Genomic DNA, 20,494 nt, shown 5'->3' with positions numbered 1-20,494 from the left:
CGGGCCGAATGATGTTGAGCACGCCTGACCGGATCACGCCAGACCCCGTGTTCGCGCCGAACCCATTCGCCGCGGGGGCGCGGCTCCCACAAAAGCGGCTTCCTGCGTCACCTCTGTGGGAGGCCCGACCCCGGGCCGAATGATGTTGAGCACGCCTGATCACGCCGGCTCGGTGCGCGCGCCAGCCCATTCGCCGCGGGGGCGCGGCTCCCACAATAGCGGCGTCCTGCGTCACCTCTGTGGGAGGCCCGACCTCGGGCCGAATGAGGGGTCGACGACGTCGCGCTAGACGACGCGAGCCTCTACTTCCAGGCGTTCGATGGCGCTGTCGAGCTCATCCAGCGCCTGCGCAGCGCTCGGATGGTTCTGCTTCAGCAGGGTTTCACTGCGCTCGCAGGCCGCCCGCAACTGCGGAACGCCGCAATAACGGGTGGCGCCGTGCAAACGGTGCACCCGATCGATCATCGCCTGCCGATCATTAGAAAGACGCGCCTCGCGAATCACCTGCCGATCGTCCTCCAACGATGCCAGCAGCATGCTCAGCATATCTGCCGCCAGATCGGCCTTGCCCGCCGCCAGGCGCAGCCCCTCTTCCGCGTCCAGCACCTTCAGGTTGTTTTCCGGTAGTAGCACTTCCACCGGCACGGCCAGGAAGCTGCGCGACAGCGGCAAGCCGGTCCACTTCAACACCACCTGGGCCAGTTGCAGCTCGCTGATCGGCTTGGTCAGGTAATCGTCCAACCCACTCTGCAACAGCGAGCGCTTTTCATTGGATAGCGCATGCGCGGTGAGCGCGATGATCGGCATCGGCGGTTGACCGCTATCCCCCTCCCAACGGCGAATCGCCTCGGTGGTTTGGCGTCCGTCCATGCCGGGCATCTGTACATCCATGAACACCATATCGAAGGACTTGTGCTTGACCGCCTCCAGTGCCTCCGGCCCACTGCTCACCGCTTCGACTTCGCCGCCCATATCAATCAGCAGGGTTTCCAGCAGCAACAGGTTGGCCGGGTTGTCATCGACGCACAGGACGCGAGGCGGACGCGTATCGGGCAGCGCCAGACTCTCGGGCGGCGTCTGTGGCGGGCGCAGCAGATCGAGCAGCACCCGCTGCAGCTTGCGAGTGCACGCCGGCTTGCTCTGTAGCTGGGTATGTGTGTGCGACTCGGGCAGGGCTTCGTGATACTGCGCCTGCTCGCTGGTCGGGCAAAGCACGATGCACTTGCAGCCTAGCGCTTCGAATTCCCACAGCCGCTGACAGAGCTGCTGCGGTGCGATTTCACGATGCGCCACGCCGAGCACGGCAATTTCGATCGGCGTCTCACTCGCCTGCGCCGCGGCCACCGCCTCCTGCAATTGGTCAAGCGTATCGAACGGCAACACTTCCAAGCCGCAGCTTTCCAGCTGATGTTGCAAGGCCTGACGCGCCAGCGGATGTCCCTCCAGCAAGCCGACCGTGCGCCCCAACAGCGCCGCCCGAGGCAGATCCTCGATATCATCGCGGGCTTTGGGCAGGCTCAGGCTGAGCCAGAATTCAGAGCCCTCATCCGGAATGCTGTCGACCCCGATCTCGCCGCCCATCTGTTCGATCAGGCGCTTGGAAATCACCAGCCCGAGCCCGGTACCTCCGGGCTGGCGTGACAACGAGTTATCCGCCTGACTGAAGGCCTGGAACAAGGCGCGCAGGTCCCGGTCGGTCAGGCCGATACCGGTGTCCTGCACGCTGATACGCAGTTGCGCGCGATCCGAGCGCTCGTCCTCGACCATGGCGCGGACCACCACGGTGCCTTCGTTGGTGAACTTGATGGCGTTGCTGACCAGGTTGGTCAGCACCTGCTTGAGCCGCAGCGGGTCGCCGACGAGCGACAGCGGCGTGTCGCGATAGACCAGGCTGACCAACTCCAGATGCTTGGAATGCGCCGCCGGGCCGAGAATGGTCAGGGTGTCCTCGATGAGGTCGCGCAAGTTGAACGGGATGCTGTCGAGTACCAGCTTGCCGGCCTCTATCTTGGAGAAGTCGAGGATCTCGTTGATGATTCCCAGCAGGCTGTCGGCGGATTTCTCGATGGTCGATAGATAGTCCTGCTGACGCGGCGTGAGATCGCTCTTCTGCAGCAGATGGGTGAAGCCGAGGATGCCATTGAGCGGGGTGCGGATCTCGTGGCTCATGTTGGCGAGGAATTCGGATTTGATCCGACTGGCTTCCAGCGCCTCCTTGCGTGCCAGGTCCAGTTCGATGTTCTGAATCTCGATGGTTTCGAGGTTCTGCTGCACGTCCTCGGTGGCCTGATCGATGCTCTGTTGCAGCTCCTCACGCGCACTGAGCAACGCCTCGGCCATCCGATTGATGCCCGCCGCGACCTCATCCATTTCGTGGCTGCCGAGCGGTGGCAGCCGGGTTTCCAGATAGCCGTCCTTGAGCTGCGCCACCGCTACCTTGACCTTGTGCAGCGGCTTGCTGATCGCGGTACTCATGCGCAACGCCAGCAGCGCGGTGATGATCAGCCCGGCGCCGATCAATAGCAGGCTGGTGAACAGGCTGCGATAACCGCGCAGCAACGTGCCCTGGTGCGACAGTTCCAGTTCCAGCCAGCCGATCTGACGGAGGTCGTCGTTGGGATTGTCCGTGGCGAGGTTCAGATGCTTGCCGAGCACAGGCAGGAGGATACGTGTGGTGTCGACGCTGCTGACCTGGGTGAGGGCCTCAGGATCGCTCGGCGGCGAGGGGGTGATCATGTTCGGCCCTGCGTGGGCCTGCAGGTTGCGGTCGAGATCCAGGACGGACACCGCCCGCACGTCGGGCTGATCCAGCACCTGTTGGAGGATCCGCTCCAGACGCTTGCCATAGCCCTGAGCCATGGCAGGCGCCGCCAGAGGCGCCAGTTGCTCGGCAATCAGCTCGCCGCGCTCGTCGAGCTGGTGACGCATCTCCGCCAACTGCATCCATGTGAAGTACACGCCAAGCGCCACGGCCAGCGCCGTGCTGGGCAGCAATATCAGCACCAGCACGCGACTCTTTATTCCTAGGTCTTTAAGCACGGATCCATTCCCCCTGGTTGCCAGGCCGCTAGTGTAGCGGCTCGCAGAAAGGGAATCTGCCTAGCTGATCCTTCTAGCGACGGGGAGCGAGCAACCAATGGATCAGCGCCGGGCAGTTTGCCGCTGCTCAGTCCAAGCCGCGGATATCGCGCCCCTGGAAGCCGGGAAGCTGCCACTCAAAGGTCATCGCCAGCACTCGGAACAGAAAGCCGGCACAAAGCGTGGCGAGCGAGGCGATGGTGTTGTCGACGCCCAGCCACAACAGCGCGACGTAGAGCACACCGGTGAACAGCGCCACCGTGGCATACAGCTCGCGCCGCAGCACCATCGGCACCCTGTTGCAGAGGATGTCGCGCAGCAGCCCGCCAAACACGCCGGTGATCACGCCGGCCAGCACGACGATCGAAAGGTGCACGCCCACCTCCATCGCCACACCGCAGCCGATTACCGTGAACGCCACCAGGCCCAATCCGTCAACCAGCAGAAACACCTGCCGCAGGTGATGCATGTGCCGCGCCACCATGGCGGTAACGATGGCCGCACCGACGGTGAAACCGAGGTACTCGGGATTGGCAATCCAACTGATTGGATAGTGTCCCAGCAGCACATCGCGCGCGGTCCCGCCACCCAGCGCGGTGACCGTTCCCAGCATGCAGATGCCGAACAGATCCATTCCGCGGCGCATGCCCATGATGGCGCCGGACATGGCTTCGGCGGTAATCGCGATGAGATAGATGATGTGCAACAAGGTCACGGCTCGACTCCAAAGGGTGCGGAACGCTGAAAGGCGCGCAATTATGGGGCACACTCCGGTTAGATCGGCGTAGCTAAGTAAATTTAGGCTATACGAATATTTTCTTAATCAGAGGGCCAGCGCGTGAATCTCGATCCCAAGCAGACCGAAGCCTTTCGCGCCGTCATCAAGACCGGCAGCTTCGAACAGGCAGCGCTGCGCCTGCACCTGACGCCGCCGGCGATTTCGCAACGTGTACGCGCCCTGGAAAGCGCGCTGGGTAACGCACTGGTGGTGCGTAGCCGGCCCTGCCGCCCTACCGAAATCGGTCAGAGGCTGATGCAGTACCTCAAGCGCGCCTCGCTGCTCGAAGCCGACCTGATGGCGGACCTGGCCGAACGCAGCGATGCCCCCTTGGTGGTGGTCGCCGCACTCAACGCCGATAGCCTTGGCACCTGGTTCTTCCCGGCGCTAGCCAAGGTACTGATTCGCGAGCGGGTGCTCTTGGACCTGACCATCGAAGACCAGGATCACACCTACAACCTGCTGGAAACCGGCCTGGCGATCGGCTGCATCAGCACCGAACCCAAACCGATGCGCGGTTGCACGGCAAGCCCGCTGGGCAACATGCGCTATCGCCTGGTGGCGTCCGCTACATTCCGCCAGCAATACTTCGCCCATGGCCTGACCCGCCATGCCGCGCGCAAGGCGCCGGTGGTGGCGTACACGAGCAAGGACCGACTCACTTCCTCCTTCCTGCTGCGCCAGCTGGGGCTTCCCGAAGGCGCCTATCCCAGCCACTACGTACCCGGCGCCGAGCCACGCTTCCATGCGATCCGCTGCGGGCTGGGCTATGGCATGGTGCCGGAACTGCTGTTGCACGATGCACTGGCGCAAGGTGCGGTAGTCGACCTGGCCGCGGATACGCCGTTGGATATTTCGCTGTACTGGCACACCTGGAAGGTGCAATCGCCGCGGATGGAAAACCTCTCGCGGCAGATTATCGAGGCAGCGCCCAGGATCCTTGCGCGACCCACCGAATAGCCCGCCAAGCGCATCGGGCCTGCGTTCACAGCATCGGTTGAGGCACACTAGCGACCATGAATCGACCTCCGCAACATCCCGCTTGCTGCTCGCCGTTGCAGGATCACTGGCCGCTGCCACGCGCCCTTCCCGGCGTGCGGTTGCTCAGTACCCGCTTCGATCCCGACCAGCTCGACCCCGAAGACTTCCAGCGCTGGGGCCTTCCCGCCATGCGCGCGGTGAGCAAGCGCCAGACCGAGTTTCTCGCCGGTCGCATCTGTGCCCACGAGGCCTTGCGCAGAGTCACCGGCGTGGCGGCGATTCCCGAGATTGCACAGGACCGCTCGCCCATCTGGCCGGCCGACGTGGTCGGCTCCATCACCCATGGCGCCGGCTGGGCCGCGGTGGTCGCGGCACGAAGCGATCAGTGGCGCGGCCTGGGCCTCGATGTGGAAAAATTGCTGCCGACAGCACGCGCTGACCGCCTGGCGGAAGAAATCCTCACCCCGCTGGAACTGGAAGCCTGCACCGGGCTCGACGATGCACAGCGAGCCTTGCGAGTGACCCTGACCTTCTCGATCAAGGAGAGCCTGTTCAAGGCGCTCTACCCACTGGTGAAGACGCGCTTCTACTTCCACGAAGCCGAACTGATCCATCAGGGCACCGATGGGCATGCTCGCTTGCGCCTGCTCAACGATCTGTCTGAAGAATGGAAGACCGGCACCGAGCTGGAGGGCCAGTTCGCGCAGTTCGAGGATTACCTGCTCAGTTTGGTCAGCATTCCGGTCTGACCGCTTTCGAGCAAGGCAATGATGGCGCTTGCGGCTCGATGAGATTGATCCACGCAGGATGGGTCTATGACCGCGCCGGGCGCCGTGAATCCGTCTGTTTCCGTGGCCACACCAGGCTGAAGCGCGCACCACCCAGCTCACTGTGGGCGATCTGCGAGCGGCCGCCGTGCCAGTAGGAAATCCGCCTTACGATGGACAACCCCAGGCCATGTCCGCCGGAGGCGCGCGTGCGGCTGTCGTCCAGGCGCAGGAACGGCGCGAACACCTTTTCCCACGCCTCTTCCGGCACGCCCGGTCCATCATCGTCGACCATCAGCTGCGCCCGCTCGGCATCGAGCACGAAACTCACCTGGACCCGTGTTTCGGCATGACGCATGGCGTTGGTGATCAGGTTGCTCAAGGCGCGGCGCAGGTAGTGCGGTTCGGCCTCGACGACGCTGCTGCCATCATCGGCCGGCACGCAGGGCCCGCGCTCGACCCGCACATCGGCGCGCAGCGGTGCCAGCTCACCGATCACTTGATCGACCAAGGCCTCGAGGTCGACCGCTTTGAAGGTGAGCTCCGGCGAACCGCGCTCCAGACGCGTATACACCAGCATTTCGTCCACCAGCCGGTCGAGGTCATCGATGTCACCGTCCATGCCTTCCAGGTACTTGGTCCGCGCCTCTGGCTTCTGGGCCGAGCCGGCCATTTCCAGCCCGAAGCGCAGACGCGCGACCGGCGTGCGCAGCTCATGGGCCACTGCGCTGACCATCTCCCGCTGCACCGCCAGCAAGCGCTGCAGATGGCTGGCCATGCCGTTGAACGCCTTCGCCAGTCGTCCGACCGAATCGGTGCCGGCGTCCGGCACGCGGGCCTCCAGATGGCCACTGGCAATGCGCGTGGCGGCGCTTTCCACCTCGCGCAGACGCTGTTCCAGATGACGCACCAGCAGATAGACCGTTAACCCGATCAATGACAGGCCAAGCACACCGATCAATACCAGCAGCTCGGGCGGATAGGGATTCATCTGATGCAACGGCCCCAGCGCCATGATCCAGGACGTCCCGGCGATCGCTGCGAACACCTGGATGGCCTCGCCACCACCGACCAGCGCCATCACCGTGTCACCCTCATCGAGCCGGCGGCGCTGATCGTCATCGAGGCTGGCACTGTCGCGGGTGAGCAGTTCCAGATCATAACCAAAGCCGCGCGCCTGCTTGAGTTCGGCCAGACGCCGACGTTGCTCGGCTTCGGGATAGCGAATCAGCTCGTCGATCAGCAGGTAGATGGTGGCGCGCGCCAACTGCTCGCTGAGCTGCTCCACCTCACCGGTCAGGGCCAGATGATCCTCGGCGCTGACCAGGGAAAAGATCGTCACGCTGTTCGGCCGGATCTGCTCGACCAGCACCTGCCCGTTCAGCAGCCGCGCTTCCAGGCGACTCTCCAGACGGATGTCTTCCAGCGTACGCACGCGCAGCGGAATTCCCAGCAAGCGCCCCCAGAGATTGGCCGCCTGGCGCCGCTCGATGGGCGTCATGTTGCTCATGTTGTGCGCCATCAGGCGAAAGGTGCCACTGGCGAGCGCCTCGCGATGCTTATCGGCGCGCACCTCGTTGAGCAGATGCAGGCCGCCGGCGCCCAGCAGTCCGACCAGCACCAGGACGGCGAGCATGCCGCCGTAGATGCGCAGGAAGATGGAGTTCACTGCAGCGCTTCAGCCGCTTCGGAAACGAACAGGTAGCCCTTGCCGCGCACTGTCTTGATCAAGCGGGGATGATCGGGATCATCACCGATCTTGGGACGGATTCGCGAAATGCGAACGTCGATCGAGCGATCCTGGCCGTCGTATTCGATGCCGCGCAGCTCGGCGAAGATCTGCTCGCGGGACATGATCCGCCCGGGGTTGGAACTGAGCAGCCACAACAGGTCGAACTCTGCCCCGGTCAGCTCGATCCCCTCGCCTCGCAGCCAGGCCTCGCGCAGCGCGCTGTCGACCACCAGCGGGCCGTACTGGATACGCTTGGTACCGCTGGCAGGCGTGGCATCGGTACCCTCGCGCCGGCGCAGCAATGCTCGGATACGCGCCAGCAACAGCCGCGGGCGCACCGGTTTGCAAACGTAATCATCAGCGCCGATCTCGAGTCCCAGCACCTGATCGAGGTCGTCGGCGCGGGCCGTCAGCATCAGAATCGGGCCGTCGTAGCGATCACGCACCTTACGGCAGATCGACAGCCCGTCTTCGCCTGGCAACATCAGGTCGAGCACCACCAGATCGGGCCGCTCGGCGATGATGCGTTCGGCCGCCAGAGCGCCGTTCGCTTCGATCGACACCTGCATGCCATTACTTTCCAGATACTCACGGGTCAGCTCTGCCAACCGCTGGTCATCTTCGACGATGAGAATTCGCCAAGCTTCCTGATCCATTCGCGCCTCCGCACAGCATCGCCACGCCCAACGAGGGGCGCGCCATTGTACTCAAGCCCGGCCGTCAGACGAGCCTCATGAAAGGGCTTGCAATAAACACAACATGTAGTGTTAGCCGCTTTATCGAGAGCAGCCCGCAAGGCCTTGAAAACTCTTGGTACTTCGTCGGATGCGGCGCAAGCCTTTGCCCGTGCGGGCTGGCCGCGTGCCAGCGCTTTTCACCCACAAACCACCCACATGTTATCCACAGGTTGTTCCTCTTGAACGCCTTGCGTTGCCCCAAAACCGGCACTATCGTGTCGTCCTTGGACGCCAGAACCCTACATATGGGGTTAAAAGCGCCGCACAGACACAAACGCCGAAAAAAGCAAGCAAAATAATTCGCTCTGATTTTTGACCGGTTCGCGCCCGCGCCGAGCGCAATGGATCGATGCCGCAGGCCGCGCCCCTGCGGAGCCCAACGTTGATTTCGCTCAAGACCAGCAGTAGCGCACGCGCCAAGTGCATCACACTACATGTTGTGTTTTGAGGTTGTGAACTTCACAACGCCTGACTATGCTTCGGGACATTCGATTCGCCACCTCCAGTGCTGGATCGTTACCCCTTATCGAGACACCCATGCGCCGGTTCGCCGGGGCATGGTTCATGCAAGAAACAAGCAATACCCGACAGGGCCGCCCATGAAGCCGGCCTGCCACCAAACGTGCACCGAGACAGAGAGAATCCGGAGACCCCATGCAGAACGAGTCCATTCGCGAGAACCCGCAGGCAGCCGACAGCACGCTGGACCTGGCCGCTACTGCGCCGGGCCAGCTGCGCGTGATCAAGCGCAACGGTACAGTCGTCCCCTACACCGATGACAAAATCACCGTCGCCATCACCAAGGCGTTTCTCGCAGTGGAAGGCAACAATGCCTCCGCCTCGTCGCGCATCCACGACACCGTCGCGCGCCTGACCGAACAGGTCACTGCCACCTTCAAGCGCCGCATGCCCTCCGGTGGCACCATCCACATCGAAGAAATCCAGGACCAGGTCGAACTGGCCCTGATGCGTTCCGGCGAGCAGAAGGTCGCCCGCGACTACGTGATCTACCGTGAATCGCGCAGCCAGGAGCGCAAGCGCGGTGCAGTCGACGCACCGGTCGAAGCGCACCCGAGCATCCGCATCAAGCGTGCCGATGGCAGCATGGCACCGCTGGATCTGGGCCGCCTGAACACCATCATCACCGAAGCCTGCGAAGGCCTCGAAGAAGTCGATGGCGCACTGATCCAGAAAGAAACCCTGAAGAACCTGTATGACGGCGTCGAGCAGACCGATGTCAACACCGCCTTGGTGATGACCGCCCGTACCCTGGTCGAGCGTGAGCCGAACTACTCCTACGTCACTGCCCGCCTGTTGATGGACACCCTGCGTGCCGAGGCCCTGAGCTTCCTGGAAGTCGCCGAGGCCGCCACCCATCACGAAATGGCCGACCTCTACGCCAAGGCGCTGCCGGCTTACGTGGAAAAGGGTGTGGAATTCGAGCTGCTCGACCCGCGCCTGAAGGAATACGACCTGGCCAAGCTGGGCGCCGCAATCAACCACGAGCAGGACCAGCAGTTCACCTACCTCGGCCTGCAGACCCTCTACGACCGCTACTTCATCCATAAGGATGGCGTGCGTTTCGAGCTGCCGCAGATCTTCTTCATGCGCGTCGCCATGGGCCTGGCCATCGAGGAAGAACAGCGCGAAGCCCGCGCCATCGAGTTCTACAACCTGCTGTCGTCCTTCGACTACATGGCCTCCACGCCGACCCTGTTCAACGCCGGCACCCTGCGTCCGCAGCTGTCGTCGTGCTACCTGACCACCGTGCCGGACGATCTGGGCGGCATCTACGACGCCATCCGCGATAACGCCCTGCTCTCCAAGTTCGCCGGCGGCCTGGGGAACGACTGGACCCCGGTGCGCGCACTCGGCGCCTACATCAAGGGCACCAACGGCAAATCCCAGGGCGTCGTGCCCTTCCTGAAAGTGGTCAACGACACCGCCGTTGCGGTCAACCAGGGCGGCAAGCGCAAGGGTGCGGTCTGCGCCTACCTGGAAACCTGGCACCTGGACATCGAGGAATTCCTCGAGCTGCGCAAGAACACCGGTGACGACCGTCGCCGTACCCACGACATGAACACCGCCAACTGGATTCCGGACCTGTTCATGAAGCGCGTCTTCGACGACGGCAAGTGGACGCTGTTCTCGCCAAGCGAAGTACCCGATCTGCACGACCTCACCGGCAAGGCCTTCGAGGAGCGTTACGAGTACTACGAAGCCCTGATCGAATACGGCAAGATCAAGAACTACAAGACCCTGCAGGCCAAAGACCTGTGGCGCAAGATGCTTTCCATGCTGTTCGAAACCGGCCATCCATGGCTGACCTTCAAGGACCCGTGCAACCTGCGCAGCCCGCAGCAGCACGTCGGCGTGGTGCACAGCTCCAACCTCTGCACCGAGATTACGCTCAACACCAACAAGGACGAGATCGCCGTCTGCAACCTGGGCTCGGTCAACCTGCCGAACCACATCGTCGACGGCAAGCTGGACACCGCCAAGCTGGAGCGCACCGTGCGCACCGCCGTGCGGATGCTCGATAACGTCATCGACATCAACTACTACTCGGTGCCGCAGGCGCGTAACTCCAACTTCAAGCACCGCCCGGTGGGCCTGGGCATCATGGGCTTCCAGGACGCGCTGTACCTGCAGCACATCCCCTACGGCTCCGATGCCGCCATCGACTTCGCCGACAAGTCCATGGAAGCGGTCAGCTACTACGCCATCCAGGCCTCCTGTGACCTGGCCGACGAGCGCGGCGCCTACGAAACCTTCCAGGGTTCGCTGTGGAGCCAGGGCATCCTGCCGCTGGATTCGCAGCAGATCCTCATCGAAGCGCGTGGCCAGAAGTACATCGACGTCGACCTGACCGAGTCCCTGGACTGGGGCCCGGTACGTGCCCGCGTCAAGAACGGCATCCGTAACTCGAACATCATGGCCATCGCGCCGACCGCGACCATCGCCAACATCACCGGCGTGTCGCAGTCCATCGAGCCGACCTACCAGAACCTCTACGTGAAATCGAACCTCTCGGGCGAATTCACTGTGATCAACCCCTACCTGGTTCGCGACCTCAAGGCGCGCGGTCTGTGGGACGCGGTCATGATCAACGACCTCAAGTACTACGACGGTTCCGTGCAGCAGATCGAGCGCATCCCGCAGGAGTTGAAAGACCTCTACGCGACCGCCTTCGAGGTGGAAACCAAGTGGATCGTCGACGCCGCCAGCCGCCGCCAGAAGTGGATCGACCAAGCTCAGTCGCTGAACCTCTACATCGCCGGCGCCAGCGGCAAGAAGCTCGACGTGACCTACCGCATGGCCTGGTACCGTGGCCTGAAAACCACCTACTACCTCCGTGCCCTGGCCGCGACCAGCACCGAGAAGTCCACCGTCAACACCGGCAAGCTCAACGCCGTGTCCAGCGGTGGCAACGGCAGCGCCAGCACTGCTCCGGTGAAAGCTGCGCCAGCTCCAGAAATGGCCGCAGGCCCAGCACCGGTGCCGAAGGCCTGTGCCATTGATGAGCCAGACTGCGAAGCCTGCCAATAAGGAGCCTGGCTGACGCACGAATCTGAGCGGACCGCGCGTTGTTGTCCGCCAAGCCGGCCCTCATCACGTACAGCTGTACGCTCAGGGGCTCCGACTTGGCAGACGCCTAGCGCTGCCTCGCTCAGCTTCGCGCTCACACAGAGCTGCGCTGATAAGCGCTACTCCGGGGCAACGTAACTCGTAGGGTGGATGCCGCCTTTTGCATCCACCGATGGGCACCACTCCGCTGCCCACAGACACAACACATTCCGCGCTTTTGCGTGCACAACCAAAAGCCACCCAATATTTTCGACCGGCCATGACCGGTCCCCAATCAGGAGAAACCGCCATGCTGAGCTGGGACGAATTCGACGAAGAAGAAACCACCACCGCCACCGCGCAGGCCGCCCCGCAAGCCGCTGCCGCAAAGACTGAATCTCCCGCCAAGCTCGACCAGGACGCTGCCGGCTCCGTCGAAGAAGCCCGTGCCGTCGCCTCTGACGACTCCGCAGCCGTCGCCCGCGCTAAGAAAGCCCTGGACGACCTCGACATCCAGGAAGGCCTCGACGAACTCGAAGGCGAATCCGCCCGCGTTCACGTCGGCGACAAGCAGATGATCAACGCCCGCGCCGACCTCAACCAGCTCGTACCCTTCAAGTACGACTGGGCCTGGCAGAAGTATCTGGATGGTTGCGCCAACCACTGGATGCCGCAGGAAGTGAACATGAACGCCGACATCGCCCTGTGGAAGACGCCGGACGGCCTCTCCGAGGACGAGCGCCGCATCGTCAAGCGCAACCTTGGCTTCTTCTCCACCGCCGACAGCCTGGTCGCCAACAACCTCGTGCTGGCCGTGTACCGCCTGATCACCAACCCCGAGTGCCGCCAGTACATCCTGCGCCAGGCCTTCGAAGAGGCGATCCACACCCACGCCTACCAGTACTGCATCGAATCGCTGGGCATGGATGAAGGCGAGATCTTCAACATGTACCACGAGATCCCGAGCGTCGCGAAGAAAGCCTCGTGGGGCCTCAAGTACACCCGCTCCATCTCCGACCCGACCTTCCAGACCGGCACCGTCGAGACGGACAAAGAATTCCTGCGCAACCTCATCGCCTACTACTGCGTACTTGAAGGCATCTTCTTCTACTGCGGCTTCACCCAGATCCTCTCTATGGGCCGCCGCAACAAGATGACCGGCACCGCCGAGCAGTTTCAATACATCCTGCGCGACGAGTCCATGCACCTGAACTTCGGCATAGACGTGATCAACCAGATCAAGATCGAAAACCCGCACCTGTGGGACGCCGCCATGAAGGACGAAGCGACCCAGATGATCCTTCAGGGTACGCAGCTGGAAATCGAATACGCCCGCGACACCATGCCCCGCGGCGTCCTCGGCATGAACGCCTCGATGATGGAGGACTACCTCAAATTCATCGCCAACCGCCGCCTGACGCAGATTGGCCTGAAGGAAGAGTACCCAGGCACCACCAACCCCTTCCCGTGGATGAGTGAAATCATGGACTTGAAGAAGGAGAAGAACTTCTTCGAGACGCGGGTTATTGAGTATCAGACGGGTGGGGCGTTGAGCTGGGATTGATCAAAAATCGCGTAGCGCAAGGACGCGCTGACTATCGAAAAATAGCGATTTCGAGGATGTAAAAACAAGAAACCCACGGAAGCCTTCCTAGGGGCCGCCGTGGGTCTTGACCGTGTTTGAAAGCGAAGCCTGCAAGCACGGGCCGCGACTGAAGATTGGGCCTCAATCACGTAGCATTTGAGCAAATGCGCTGCGTGATTATGGTCATTCAACGGGTGGTGTCAACGACTTCGGACAAGAGGTATTCGCCATGAGCGGAACCCCAACTCCACCGCCAGGCTACAGAGCTGTGTTCTGTATGTCCTTCAAACATTGGCGGAGCGGCAAAGATGTGCGCCGCAAAGACGGGCGCCCTTTCTGCTTCTTCGTGAAGCAGTAGCCCAAGCAGAGAGGCGGTGTAAACCGCCTCTCTCAACCATAGTCACACAGAGGTATTTACCATGACACGCAAGAACCAACATGTTGTCCCGCATGATGATAAATGGGCTGTTCGAGGCGCTGGCAACAGTAAAGTTACCAAACAGTTCGATACCCAACGAGAAGCTATCGAGCACGCACGAGGCATTGCGACCAACCAGCAAAGCGAGGTCTTGGTCCACAACAAGCAAGGTCAAATCCGCGAGCGAAACAGCTACGGAAACGACCCATTTCCTCCAAAGGGATGACCCTAAGCCAGCGAGGTAGCTTGGAAGTGACGCGTGGAAAAGGCTTCGCCGTTTTCCACCCTACATCCGACAACGTCGATGCGTCGGCGATGCGGGCGGGTGAAATGGCGTAGGGTGGATAACGCTTTGCTTATCCACCGATACCGACCTCCCGTCAACACAACGCTCAAGGATGAGCCGCCATGTCTCGATACCGCCGCGCCCAAGTGCCGGGCGCAACCTATTTCTTCACGGTCAATCTGCGTAACCGCCGAAGCGATCTGCTGGTCCGCCATGTCGACCTGCTGCGCGAAACGGTTCGCGCCACCAGAGAACGCCACCCCCTCCATATCAATGCCTGGGTTGTCCTGCCTGATCACATGCACTGCGTCTGGACGCTACCCGACGGCGACGCCGATTTCGCGCTGCGCTGGAAGGTCATCAAGTTTGCGTTTGCAAGGCGGCTACCAAAAACGGAGGTGCTGACGGCAACGCAACGATCCCGTGGTGAGCGAGGGATCTGGCAACGGCGCTATTGGGAGCATCTGATTCGTGACGAACGCGATTACCGCCATCACGTCGACTATGTCCACCTCAACCCGCTGAAGCATGGATGGGTTACCCGCGTCGCCGATTGGCCCTACTCAAGTTTCCATCGTGCCGTCAGGGCTGGGATTTATCCCAACGACTGGGGCGGGGAAGAGCTGCCTGCTCCAATGCCTTAAGCACAAGGCCATACGCTGTGACCCAAGGTAAGAACCAACGCATTCCGCGCGATGTATATTGCAGCGCTCCGCTCGCTCCCGTAGCTTGGCCGCCTTCGAATCGGCTTCAAGGATGACGTGATGCAACAACGATGGATCGACCAGCCAGCGTCAGATGAAGAGGTATTTGACCGCTTTCTTGAATCATCGAGCGCGTTTCTCAGTCGGTATATATCGATCATTCTCAAGGCCGGACCACCACTGTTCGGCTTCGCGATATTTGTTCTCTATTTCTACCGTCATCAGTTTTATCCGAGCTTCGATCTGTTCCAATTTTCATCACTACTAATCGCCGCGGCCGCTATTGGATTCACGATTATCGGCTTGCTTGTTTTGGCGCTGTTCAGCCCAGGCATATGGATCTATTACCAATTTCTCCAGCACAAACAGGTCAAAGACGATCTCAAGTACTCACTGCCGTATCTGGAGGACCGTCGAGGTTGGTGGGTACTTAAATTAGTAAGCCTGGTCTCTGGGGGACCGTTCATAGCTTGCACGTTAGGCCTGATGGCCGTGCTAATCCTGGCGCCATCACTATTCCCGTTATCAGTCGTTCTGGTCCCGATAGCGGTCACACTTTTGTTCGGTCTGATCATCCAAATCGTCTTCGAACTGAAGCCATTCAGCTTTCTTCGATACATGTGGACGGCAGACATTGGGGTGATGATTGCAGGACTCCTGACGACCTTTACGCTCGGTCAATCCGCTCCGATCATTGAAGGCTTTGAGATCGGCGTGTGGAGGTGGGCAATCTACGTAGCTGTAGTTCTAGTCGTTCCGCTCATTGCAGCGTTGTGCGCGTTCGTTTTCATTGCGGGTTGGAACGCCGCTTTGCACTTTTCGATTTTCTTCGCACTAGTGATTGCACTCTACAGCGGCCTGCTAACCACTTTGCCCGATAAGACTGTGCATGCATTGGGGTTGGGTAATTTTCGAGCCGAATCGATTCTGTTCGAACCTGGCTTTTGCGATGAGCCAATGGAGCATCTGCCCTTGGATGGCACTTGTGTAATGAATAACGTCCAAGTTATATGGTCCCTTGGCGAGACATTGATCCTGCGGCGCGACAACCGCGTTGTGCAAATCCCTTCCAGGTTCGTTCGGGCAATAATCAAACCAGCTGAGTAACGCATGGGCTGGCAGCGTAGCCCGCAGCAACGCGTGGAAAAGGCTTCGCCGTTTTCCACCCTACCTGGCTAAGCCGGCGGGATAGCCGCATTGATAATGGCAGCCGCTAGGTTCTCTGTGCTTGCAAGAAGCGTGAACACAGACCAGCTCACTTTTTCGAAAGCATCACGTATGTAGAATTTGCCGCGCTAAAGAGGCGCCTTTGCTAATGAGGGACTGCCGCCGCGCCAACACTAGGAGCGTCATCAATATGGATATCAAACGTTTCGAAAAAACGCGTCTGTCATATGAAGCCGTACCCATTTACCGAAAGCGCTGGTTCGTCTTACTTACACTGCTGCTCTGCCTACCAGTCACGATTCTTATCGCGCTGACTGGAGATGTTTACGCCAAAAAGGACGGTACGGTTTATAAATTCAAAGACGGCGCCCTACTCCATCTGGCCTTTATGGCAATTATCTTTCTGATCGTTGGACTTTTTCTGGCGGCGAGGTAGCCGGAAACGACGGGGAACTTCCTAGGAAAAGGGAACAGCGAGGTAGCCTGGAAGAAACGCGTGGAAAAGGCTTCGCCGTTTTCCACGCTACGCTCGGGCAACGTCGATGCGTCGGCGGTGTGGGCGGGTGAGATGGCGTAGGGTGGATAACGCTTTGCTTATCCACCGATATGGACTTACCGCCAACACACGCTCAAGGATGAGCCGCATGTCTCGATACCGCCGCCCCTAGTGCCGGGCGCAACCTATTTCTTCACGGTCAATTTGCGCAACCGCCGAAGCGACTTCTTGTCCGTCACATTGACCTTCACCGCGAGACGGTACGAGCCACCAGAGGAACGCCACCCCCGTGGGCGTTCTTTTTTGCTTACTTTTCTTCGCGCCAGCCTGCGCTCCGGCAGCAAAGAAAAGTGAGGCGCCCGATGGGGCGCAACGCCTTCTTATAACGATTCAAAGCTGCGGCCAAATGTCTGTTGAGAAGCAACCACAAGAAACCGGGGGGCAGACCACGTTTTCCGAGATTGGCTAGCGCAGCCAGCGCCCTGATCTGCTCAAATGCCCTATAGCTCATCGGCGCTCTTAAACAACTTCGAGGGATAACACGCGCATGGACACCCGCTTTCTGACCCTAATGGAATTCCACAACGTCCATTTTTATCGATTTATTACGCTCGCCATTTTCGTGACGAGCGGCGTTATGTTGTTGTTCGCTTTGCCCGAAATGAAACGCTCCGAGATACGGGTGATTGTGCCGGTACTCTTCATCCTGGCGGGCCGCTTTGCCGTTGAATATATCCGGGTCAAGAAATGTGGCCCTGCGTTTATCCATAACGATGAGCTGGTGATTACCCGCGACGCGGCTCACCGGCAAATACCCTTGACCCGCATTCGCTCGATTACCTCCAAACACAGCCTGTTCATGGTGCGCCGTTATCGCTCGTGGACGGATCACCTGGCATTTCTGGAGGTCACGCTGAACAACGGCGAGCGCGTTTACACCCTGGCTGAGAGCAAAGTGCTCGAATACCCGGCGGGCAAGAAAACGTTGAGCGCGATTCAGGCTGCTGTTCTTGCGGCCAAGACAAAGAGCCTCACATCACAGCCAAACCATGATGCGGGACGTTCGGTTTAGCGAGGCAGCCTGAAAGTCACGCGTTGAAAAGGCTCCGCCGTTTTCCACCCTACTTGCTCATATTTTCCTCGCCCCGACTGACAGGTTTCCGCGAGACGGTACGAGCCACCTGAGAAAAGGGACATTTGTTTTCTTGTCCCCCGCCTGCTTGCATTTCGCCACACCGGCCTTGTCCGGTCCTCAGGTCTCGTCTTGCACGGCGAGCCGCCAACCTCCGCGGACCGCCTCATAAGCGAATCTCTTAAACCGAAAATTTCCGAACTGAACTTGAATAAAATTTTACCGTACGTTAAAGATTAACGTAATCACTCGTAACTAACTAAGACATCTAAGATAAGGCGCGAAATGAACAAATTAGTAACCATAGCAACGGTTAGCATTTCCGTTTTCGCACTTGCAGTTTCGGTATGGCAAGGTTATGCGTCACGGGAGCATAATCGTCTCTCCGTAAGACCATACGTTCAAAGCACGCCTTACCTTGAAGGACCTAACAAGCGAAATGGGATATATATTTCAAATTACGGACTTGGGCCTGCAATACTAAATAAAGCAACGATAAACATAGACGGCACTTCCCATCTACTATCCAAGGATATATGGGAACAGGCATTTAAACCTATAGGCATCGATGACTTGTGCTTTTCCAAGTCATGGATTCCGCGAGGCTCAGTCATACCCATAAACAAAGAAATCCATCTAATAAAACTAACATCAGCCGAATCATCACGCTGCCTATTAGAAGTAGCCAAATTGCTGAGCGAGCACGATCTGTCTCTTACGCTGGAATACACCTCAATGTACAACGAGAAGATTACTACAAAGAACAGCTTCAATATGAAAAGCTTTGGAAGAGATCTTTCTCGAGCGATACGCAGCACCGGAAATAATTAAATTTGGCCAGATTTATTTTCTAGCCCTTCGCTGGGTCGCCTCCACACTTTCGTCAGCCTTGACGACAGGCTTCGCCTTGCACGGTGTGCGAAGTGGCCAGAAAGAAGCGACAGTGATACCGGCCAGTAGTGACTCCGAACGGAAAACCACTGGCCGCACCAGACGCAACTTTCGTGAACAGGAGCTGGTTAGCAAAGGACTTCAAACAGATAGACTGCCCCCGATTCAACAGCACAGGGAAGATATCCATGGGGACGGACAACCTCAAAGACGCGGCCTACCCGTTCGATCAGGGCTGGGACCTGGACACCGGCTGGAAGGCAGACAGCACCGGCAACCGCGACTCCAGCTGGACGCCAGACCGCGGTTGGAGCCGCCAGGCGGAACTGCCAAAGACCAAGCCAGGTAACGGTGGCGCCTCCTTTGCTGCCTGGGAGCAGAAGGTCGAAACTACTCCAGAGCTTTCGGACTGGCCCCCGCCCGATATGCTCAAGCTTCCCGAGGCCTTGCCGCCGGGCTTTTACAGAGTGCCGCGCAGCATGTCTGGCGAGCAGGTGCTCGCCAGGCTGTTCGCCGATGCGCCCCACAAACATCTGGTCAATCGCATCAAGGCGCTAAATCCAACCTTCGCGAAGGGCTTCAAAGCCGGCGAAATGTTCGTTCTCGGCAACCTGATCAATCCAGCCGCTTGCTCACGCGAAGAAGCTGACCTGATGACTGCTGCCGCGAAGGTGCGCACAGCCCTGGAGCCATTGAGCGAGAGCGAAGCTAATTTCATGGCCGAGCATCAAGCTGAAATCGCTTTGATGGTGGGCGGCGCAAGCGGGTCGCTGGGGCTTGGCACCGACATGCTCGGGAACGGTTTGAAGCAAATCGAGAGCACGCTGCGCGATATCGAATACCTCCATCAGCGCGAGTTCGCAGCGCATGGTCATCTGCGCAGCCAGCAGTTCTTCACGTCCCGCCAACAGTTGTACCGCCAGCTCGACAACCAGCTGAAGGCAACCTTTCTTGGCAAGCAGCTGGGATTGGGTAACTACCCAACTCTGCGCCAAGACCTTGGCATTTCCACCCGTAGCTTGGTGCACCATTGGAGTAAAGGCGGCGCGCCAGGCCAAATCCCTGGCTACGCCACCCATATGGATGAAATTGCCAAGGCGGCAAAGTACCTAAGAAATGGAAGCCATATCGGAATCGCCTTGGGCGGTACGGCCTCTGCATTGAAGGTCCAAGAGGTTTGTCAGGCAGGCGAAACTCAGGCGTGTCAGAAGATTCGGTTTACCGAGACGGGTAACTTTGCTGGGGCGTTGGGTGGTGGATCCGTCGGCGCTTGGATCGGGGGCGGCACTGCACCGGCTATTTGCGCAGCCATCGGACTCGGCTCTGGCGGTATCGGCGGTGTTGCCTGTGCCTTGGTTGTGTTGGCGGAGCTTCGGCTGCAGGAGGAGCAATTGGCGGCGGTTCTGGAGAGAAAGGTGGAGAACTACTTTACAAGTGGACGCGACCATGAGTTTTGATATCGATACATGGCATCCTGGACTAGCATTTCTGTTTTTGCTGGCCCCTTTCGTGATTGGACTGTCTGGTGTGGCCATTGGTATTTACATCGCCTGTTCACGGCATTTCGACACGATGCTCTCAGCGCTTCCAAACAGCGCCTGGGCCAGACAGCAGCAGATCGTGGGCACAACAAGTCTGGCTTCGAGATGCTACTTGGTCAGTTCGCTCAGCGGGGCCTTGCTCCTCTCAGAATTCAATGTCCGAAAAGGTGTGCTCGATGCCAACGATGTAAGCAACTTTCCCGGCTCGCTGCGCCGCCTTATGACCCTATCGACCAAGCTTGCATGTGTCGGCATGGCGTGGCTGTGTCTGGCGGTTGGCCTGCTAAAACTCACTGGAAGCTGATCGAAAAATAGGGGGCAGACCACATTTTTCAAGGTTGGATAGCGCGACAAAACTCCACTCTGCTCCAATGCACCCATAGCCCATCAGCACTCGATTGTAGATCTCAAGGGACAACCGCGCATGGACACTCGCTTTCTAACCCTCATGGAGTTCCAGAGCGTCTATTTCTACAAATTCATCACCCTTGCCATCCTCACGACGGTCGGCGTTCTGTTGCTGTTCGCATTGCCCGAAATGAAGCGCTCCGAGATATGGTTGGTTGTACCGGTACTTTTCATAATGTGGGGCCGCTTTGCCGTTGAATATGTCCGAGTCAAGAAATGTGGCCCA

The 20,494-nt window shown here is 59.7% G+C and carries 17 protein-coding genes and 1 pseudogene; 14 read left to right on the top strand and 4 right to left on the bottom strand.

Annotation, left to right across the window (positions count from 1 at the left end; all coding sequences use genetic code 11):
- Nucleotides 1–285 precede the first annotated feature (285 nt).
- Entirely contained in the window at nt 286–3,039 is a 2,754-nt protein-coding gene (locus MCB86_RS18855; RefSeq protein ID WP_239611856.1) for a response regulator, read from the bottom strand.
- A gap of 127 nt (nt 3,040–3,166) precedes the next feature.
- Entirely contained in the window at nt 3,167–3,793 is a 627-nt protein-coding gene (locus MCB86_RS18850; protein ID WP_239611855.1) for a trimeric intracellular cation channel family protein, read from the bottom strand.
- A 123-nt stretch (nt 3,794–3,916) separates the two neighbouring features.
- Between MCB86_RS18850 and MCB86_RS18845 the strand changes: the two genes are divergently transcribed.
- A complete protein-coding gene (locus tag MCB86_RS18845) occupies nt 3,917–4,816 on the top strand; it encodes an HTH-type transcriptional regulator ArgP (RefSeq protein ID WP_239611854.1) in 900 nt (299 codons plus the stop codon).
- A gap of 56 nt (nt 4,817–4,872) precedes the next feature.
- Nucleotides 4,873–5,586: a 4'-phosphopantetheinyl transferase superfamily protein gene (locus MCB86_RS18840; protein WP_239611853.1), complete on the top strand. Its 714-nt coding sequence runs from the start codon at nt 4,873–4,875 to the stop codon at nt 5,584–5,586.
- 64 nt (nt 5,587–5,650) lie between these two features.
- Here MCB86_RS18840 and MCB86_RS18835 read toward each other — a convergent pair whose 3' ends face one another.
- Both MCB86_RS18835 and MCB86_RS18830 read right to left on the bottom strand, forming a co-directional pair.
- Nucleotides 5,651–7,273 carry an ATP-binding protein gene (locus MCB86_RS18835; RefSeq protein ID WP_239611852.1) on the bottom strand — a complete coding sequence of 541 codons (1,623 nt, stop codon included), beginning with the start codon at nt 7,271–7,273 and terminating at the stop codon, nt 5,651–5,653.
- Nucleotides 7,270–7,992 carry a winged helix-turn-helix domain-containing protein gene (locus tag MCB86_RS18830; protein WP_045162967.1) on the bottom strand — a complete coding sequence of 241 codons (723 nt, stop codon included), beginning with the start codon at nt 7,990–7,992 and terminating at the stop codon, nt 7,270–7,272. The genes MCB86_RS18835 and MCB86_RS18830 overlap by 4 nt, the downstream gene beginning before the upstream one ends.
- A gap of 735 nt (nt 7,993–8,727) precedes the next feature.
- On the opposite strand from MCB86_RS18830, the gene MCB86_RS18825 reads away from it, so the two are divergent.
- The 12 genes and pseudogenes from MCB86_RS18825 to MCB86_RS18770 form a co-directional block, all read left to right on the top strand.
- Complete coding sequence (locus MCB86_RS18825) at nt 8,728–11,622, top strand: ribonucleoside-diphosphate reductase subunit alpha (protein ID WP_239611851.1); 2,895 nt, start codon at nt 8,728–8,730, stop codon at nt 11,620–11,622.
- 328 nt (nt 11,623–11,950) lie between these two features.
- Complete coding sequence (locus MCB86_RS18820) at nt 11,951–13,204, top strand: ribonucleotide-diphosphate reductase subunit beta (RefSeq protein WP_239611850.1); 1,254 nt, start codon at nt 11,951–11,953, stop codon at nt 13,202–13,204.
- A gap of 440 nt (nt 13,205–13,644) precedes the next feature.
- Nucleotides 13,645–13,869, top strand: a complete 225-nt coding sequence (locus MCB86_RS18815) for a DUF2188 domain-containing protein (RefSeq protein ID WP_015277493.1) — start codon at nt 13,645–13,647, stop codon at nt 13,867–13,869.
- A 182-nt stretch (nt 13,870–14,051) separates the two neighbouring features.
- Nucleotides 14,052–14,573, top strand: coding sequence for a transposase (locus MCB86_RS18810; protein WP_239611849.1), 522 nt, complete (start codon nt 14,052–14,054; stop codon nt 14,571–14,573).
- A 120-nt stretch (nt 14,574–14,693) separates the two neighbouring features.
- Nucleotides 14,694–15,740 carry a hypothetical protein gene (locus tag MCB86_RS18805; RefSeq protein ID WP_239611848.1) on the top strand — a complete coding sequence of 349 codons (1,047 nt, stop codon included), beginning with the start codon at nt 14,694–14,696 and terminating at the stop codon, nt 15,738–15,740.
- A 250-nt stretch (nt 15,741–15,990) separates the two neighbouring features.
- Nucleotides 15,991–16,236 carry a hypothetical protein gene (locus MCB86_RS18800; protein ID WP_239611847.1) on the top strand — a complete coding sequence of 82 codons (246 nt, stop codon included), beginning with the start codon at nt 15,991–15,993 and terminating at the stop codon, nt 16,234–16,236.
- A 208-nt stretch (nt 16,237–16,444) separates the two neighbouring features.
- Nucleotides 16,445–16,571: pseudogene (locus tag MCB86_RS18795) on the top strand (transposase); the annotation flags it as partial.
- Nucleotides 16,572–16,843: 272 nt separating this feature from the next.
- Nucleotides 16,844–17,368, top strand: coding sequence for a hypothetical protein (locus tag MCB86_RS18790; protein WP_239611846.1), 525 nt, complete (start codon nt 16,844–16,846; stop codon nt 17,366–17,368).
- 345 nt (nt 17,369–17,713) lie between these two features.
- A complete protein-coding gene (locus MCB86_RS18785) occupies nt 17,714–18,259 on the top strand; it encodes a hypothetical protein (RefSeq protein ID WP_239611845.1) in 546 nt (181 codons plus the stop codon).
- A gap of 173 nt (nt 18,260–18,432) precedes the next feature.
- Complete coding sequence (locus MCB86_RS18780; protein ID WP_239611844.1) at nt 18,433–19,776, top strand: hypothetical protein; 1,344 nt, start codon at nt 18,433–18,435, stop codon at nt 19,774–19,776.
- Nucleotides 19,766–20,164, top strand: a complete 399-nt coding sequence (locus tag MCB86_RS18775) for a hypothetical protein (protein WP_045163270.1) — start codon at nt 19,766–19,768, stop codon at nt 20,162–20,164. Before MCB86_RS18780 ends, MCB86_RS18775 begins: the two co-directional genes overlap by 11 nt.
- A gap of 120 nt (nt 20,165–20,284) precedes the next feature.
- Nucleotides 20,285–20,494 (top strand): hypothetical protein (locus tag MCB86_RS18770; RefSeq protein WP_239611843.1); only part of this gene is annotated, 210 nt, incomplete at its 3' end.

Source organism: Pseudomonas sp. KSR10 (assembly GCF_022355455.1).
GTDB classification, from domain to species: domain Bacteria; phylum Pseudomonadota; class Gammaproteobacteria; order Pseudomonadales; family Pseudomonadaceae; genus Stutzerimonas; species Stutzerimonas stutzeri_E.
This window is presented reverse-complemented; position numbering and strand designations above follow the sequence as displayed.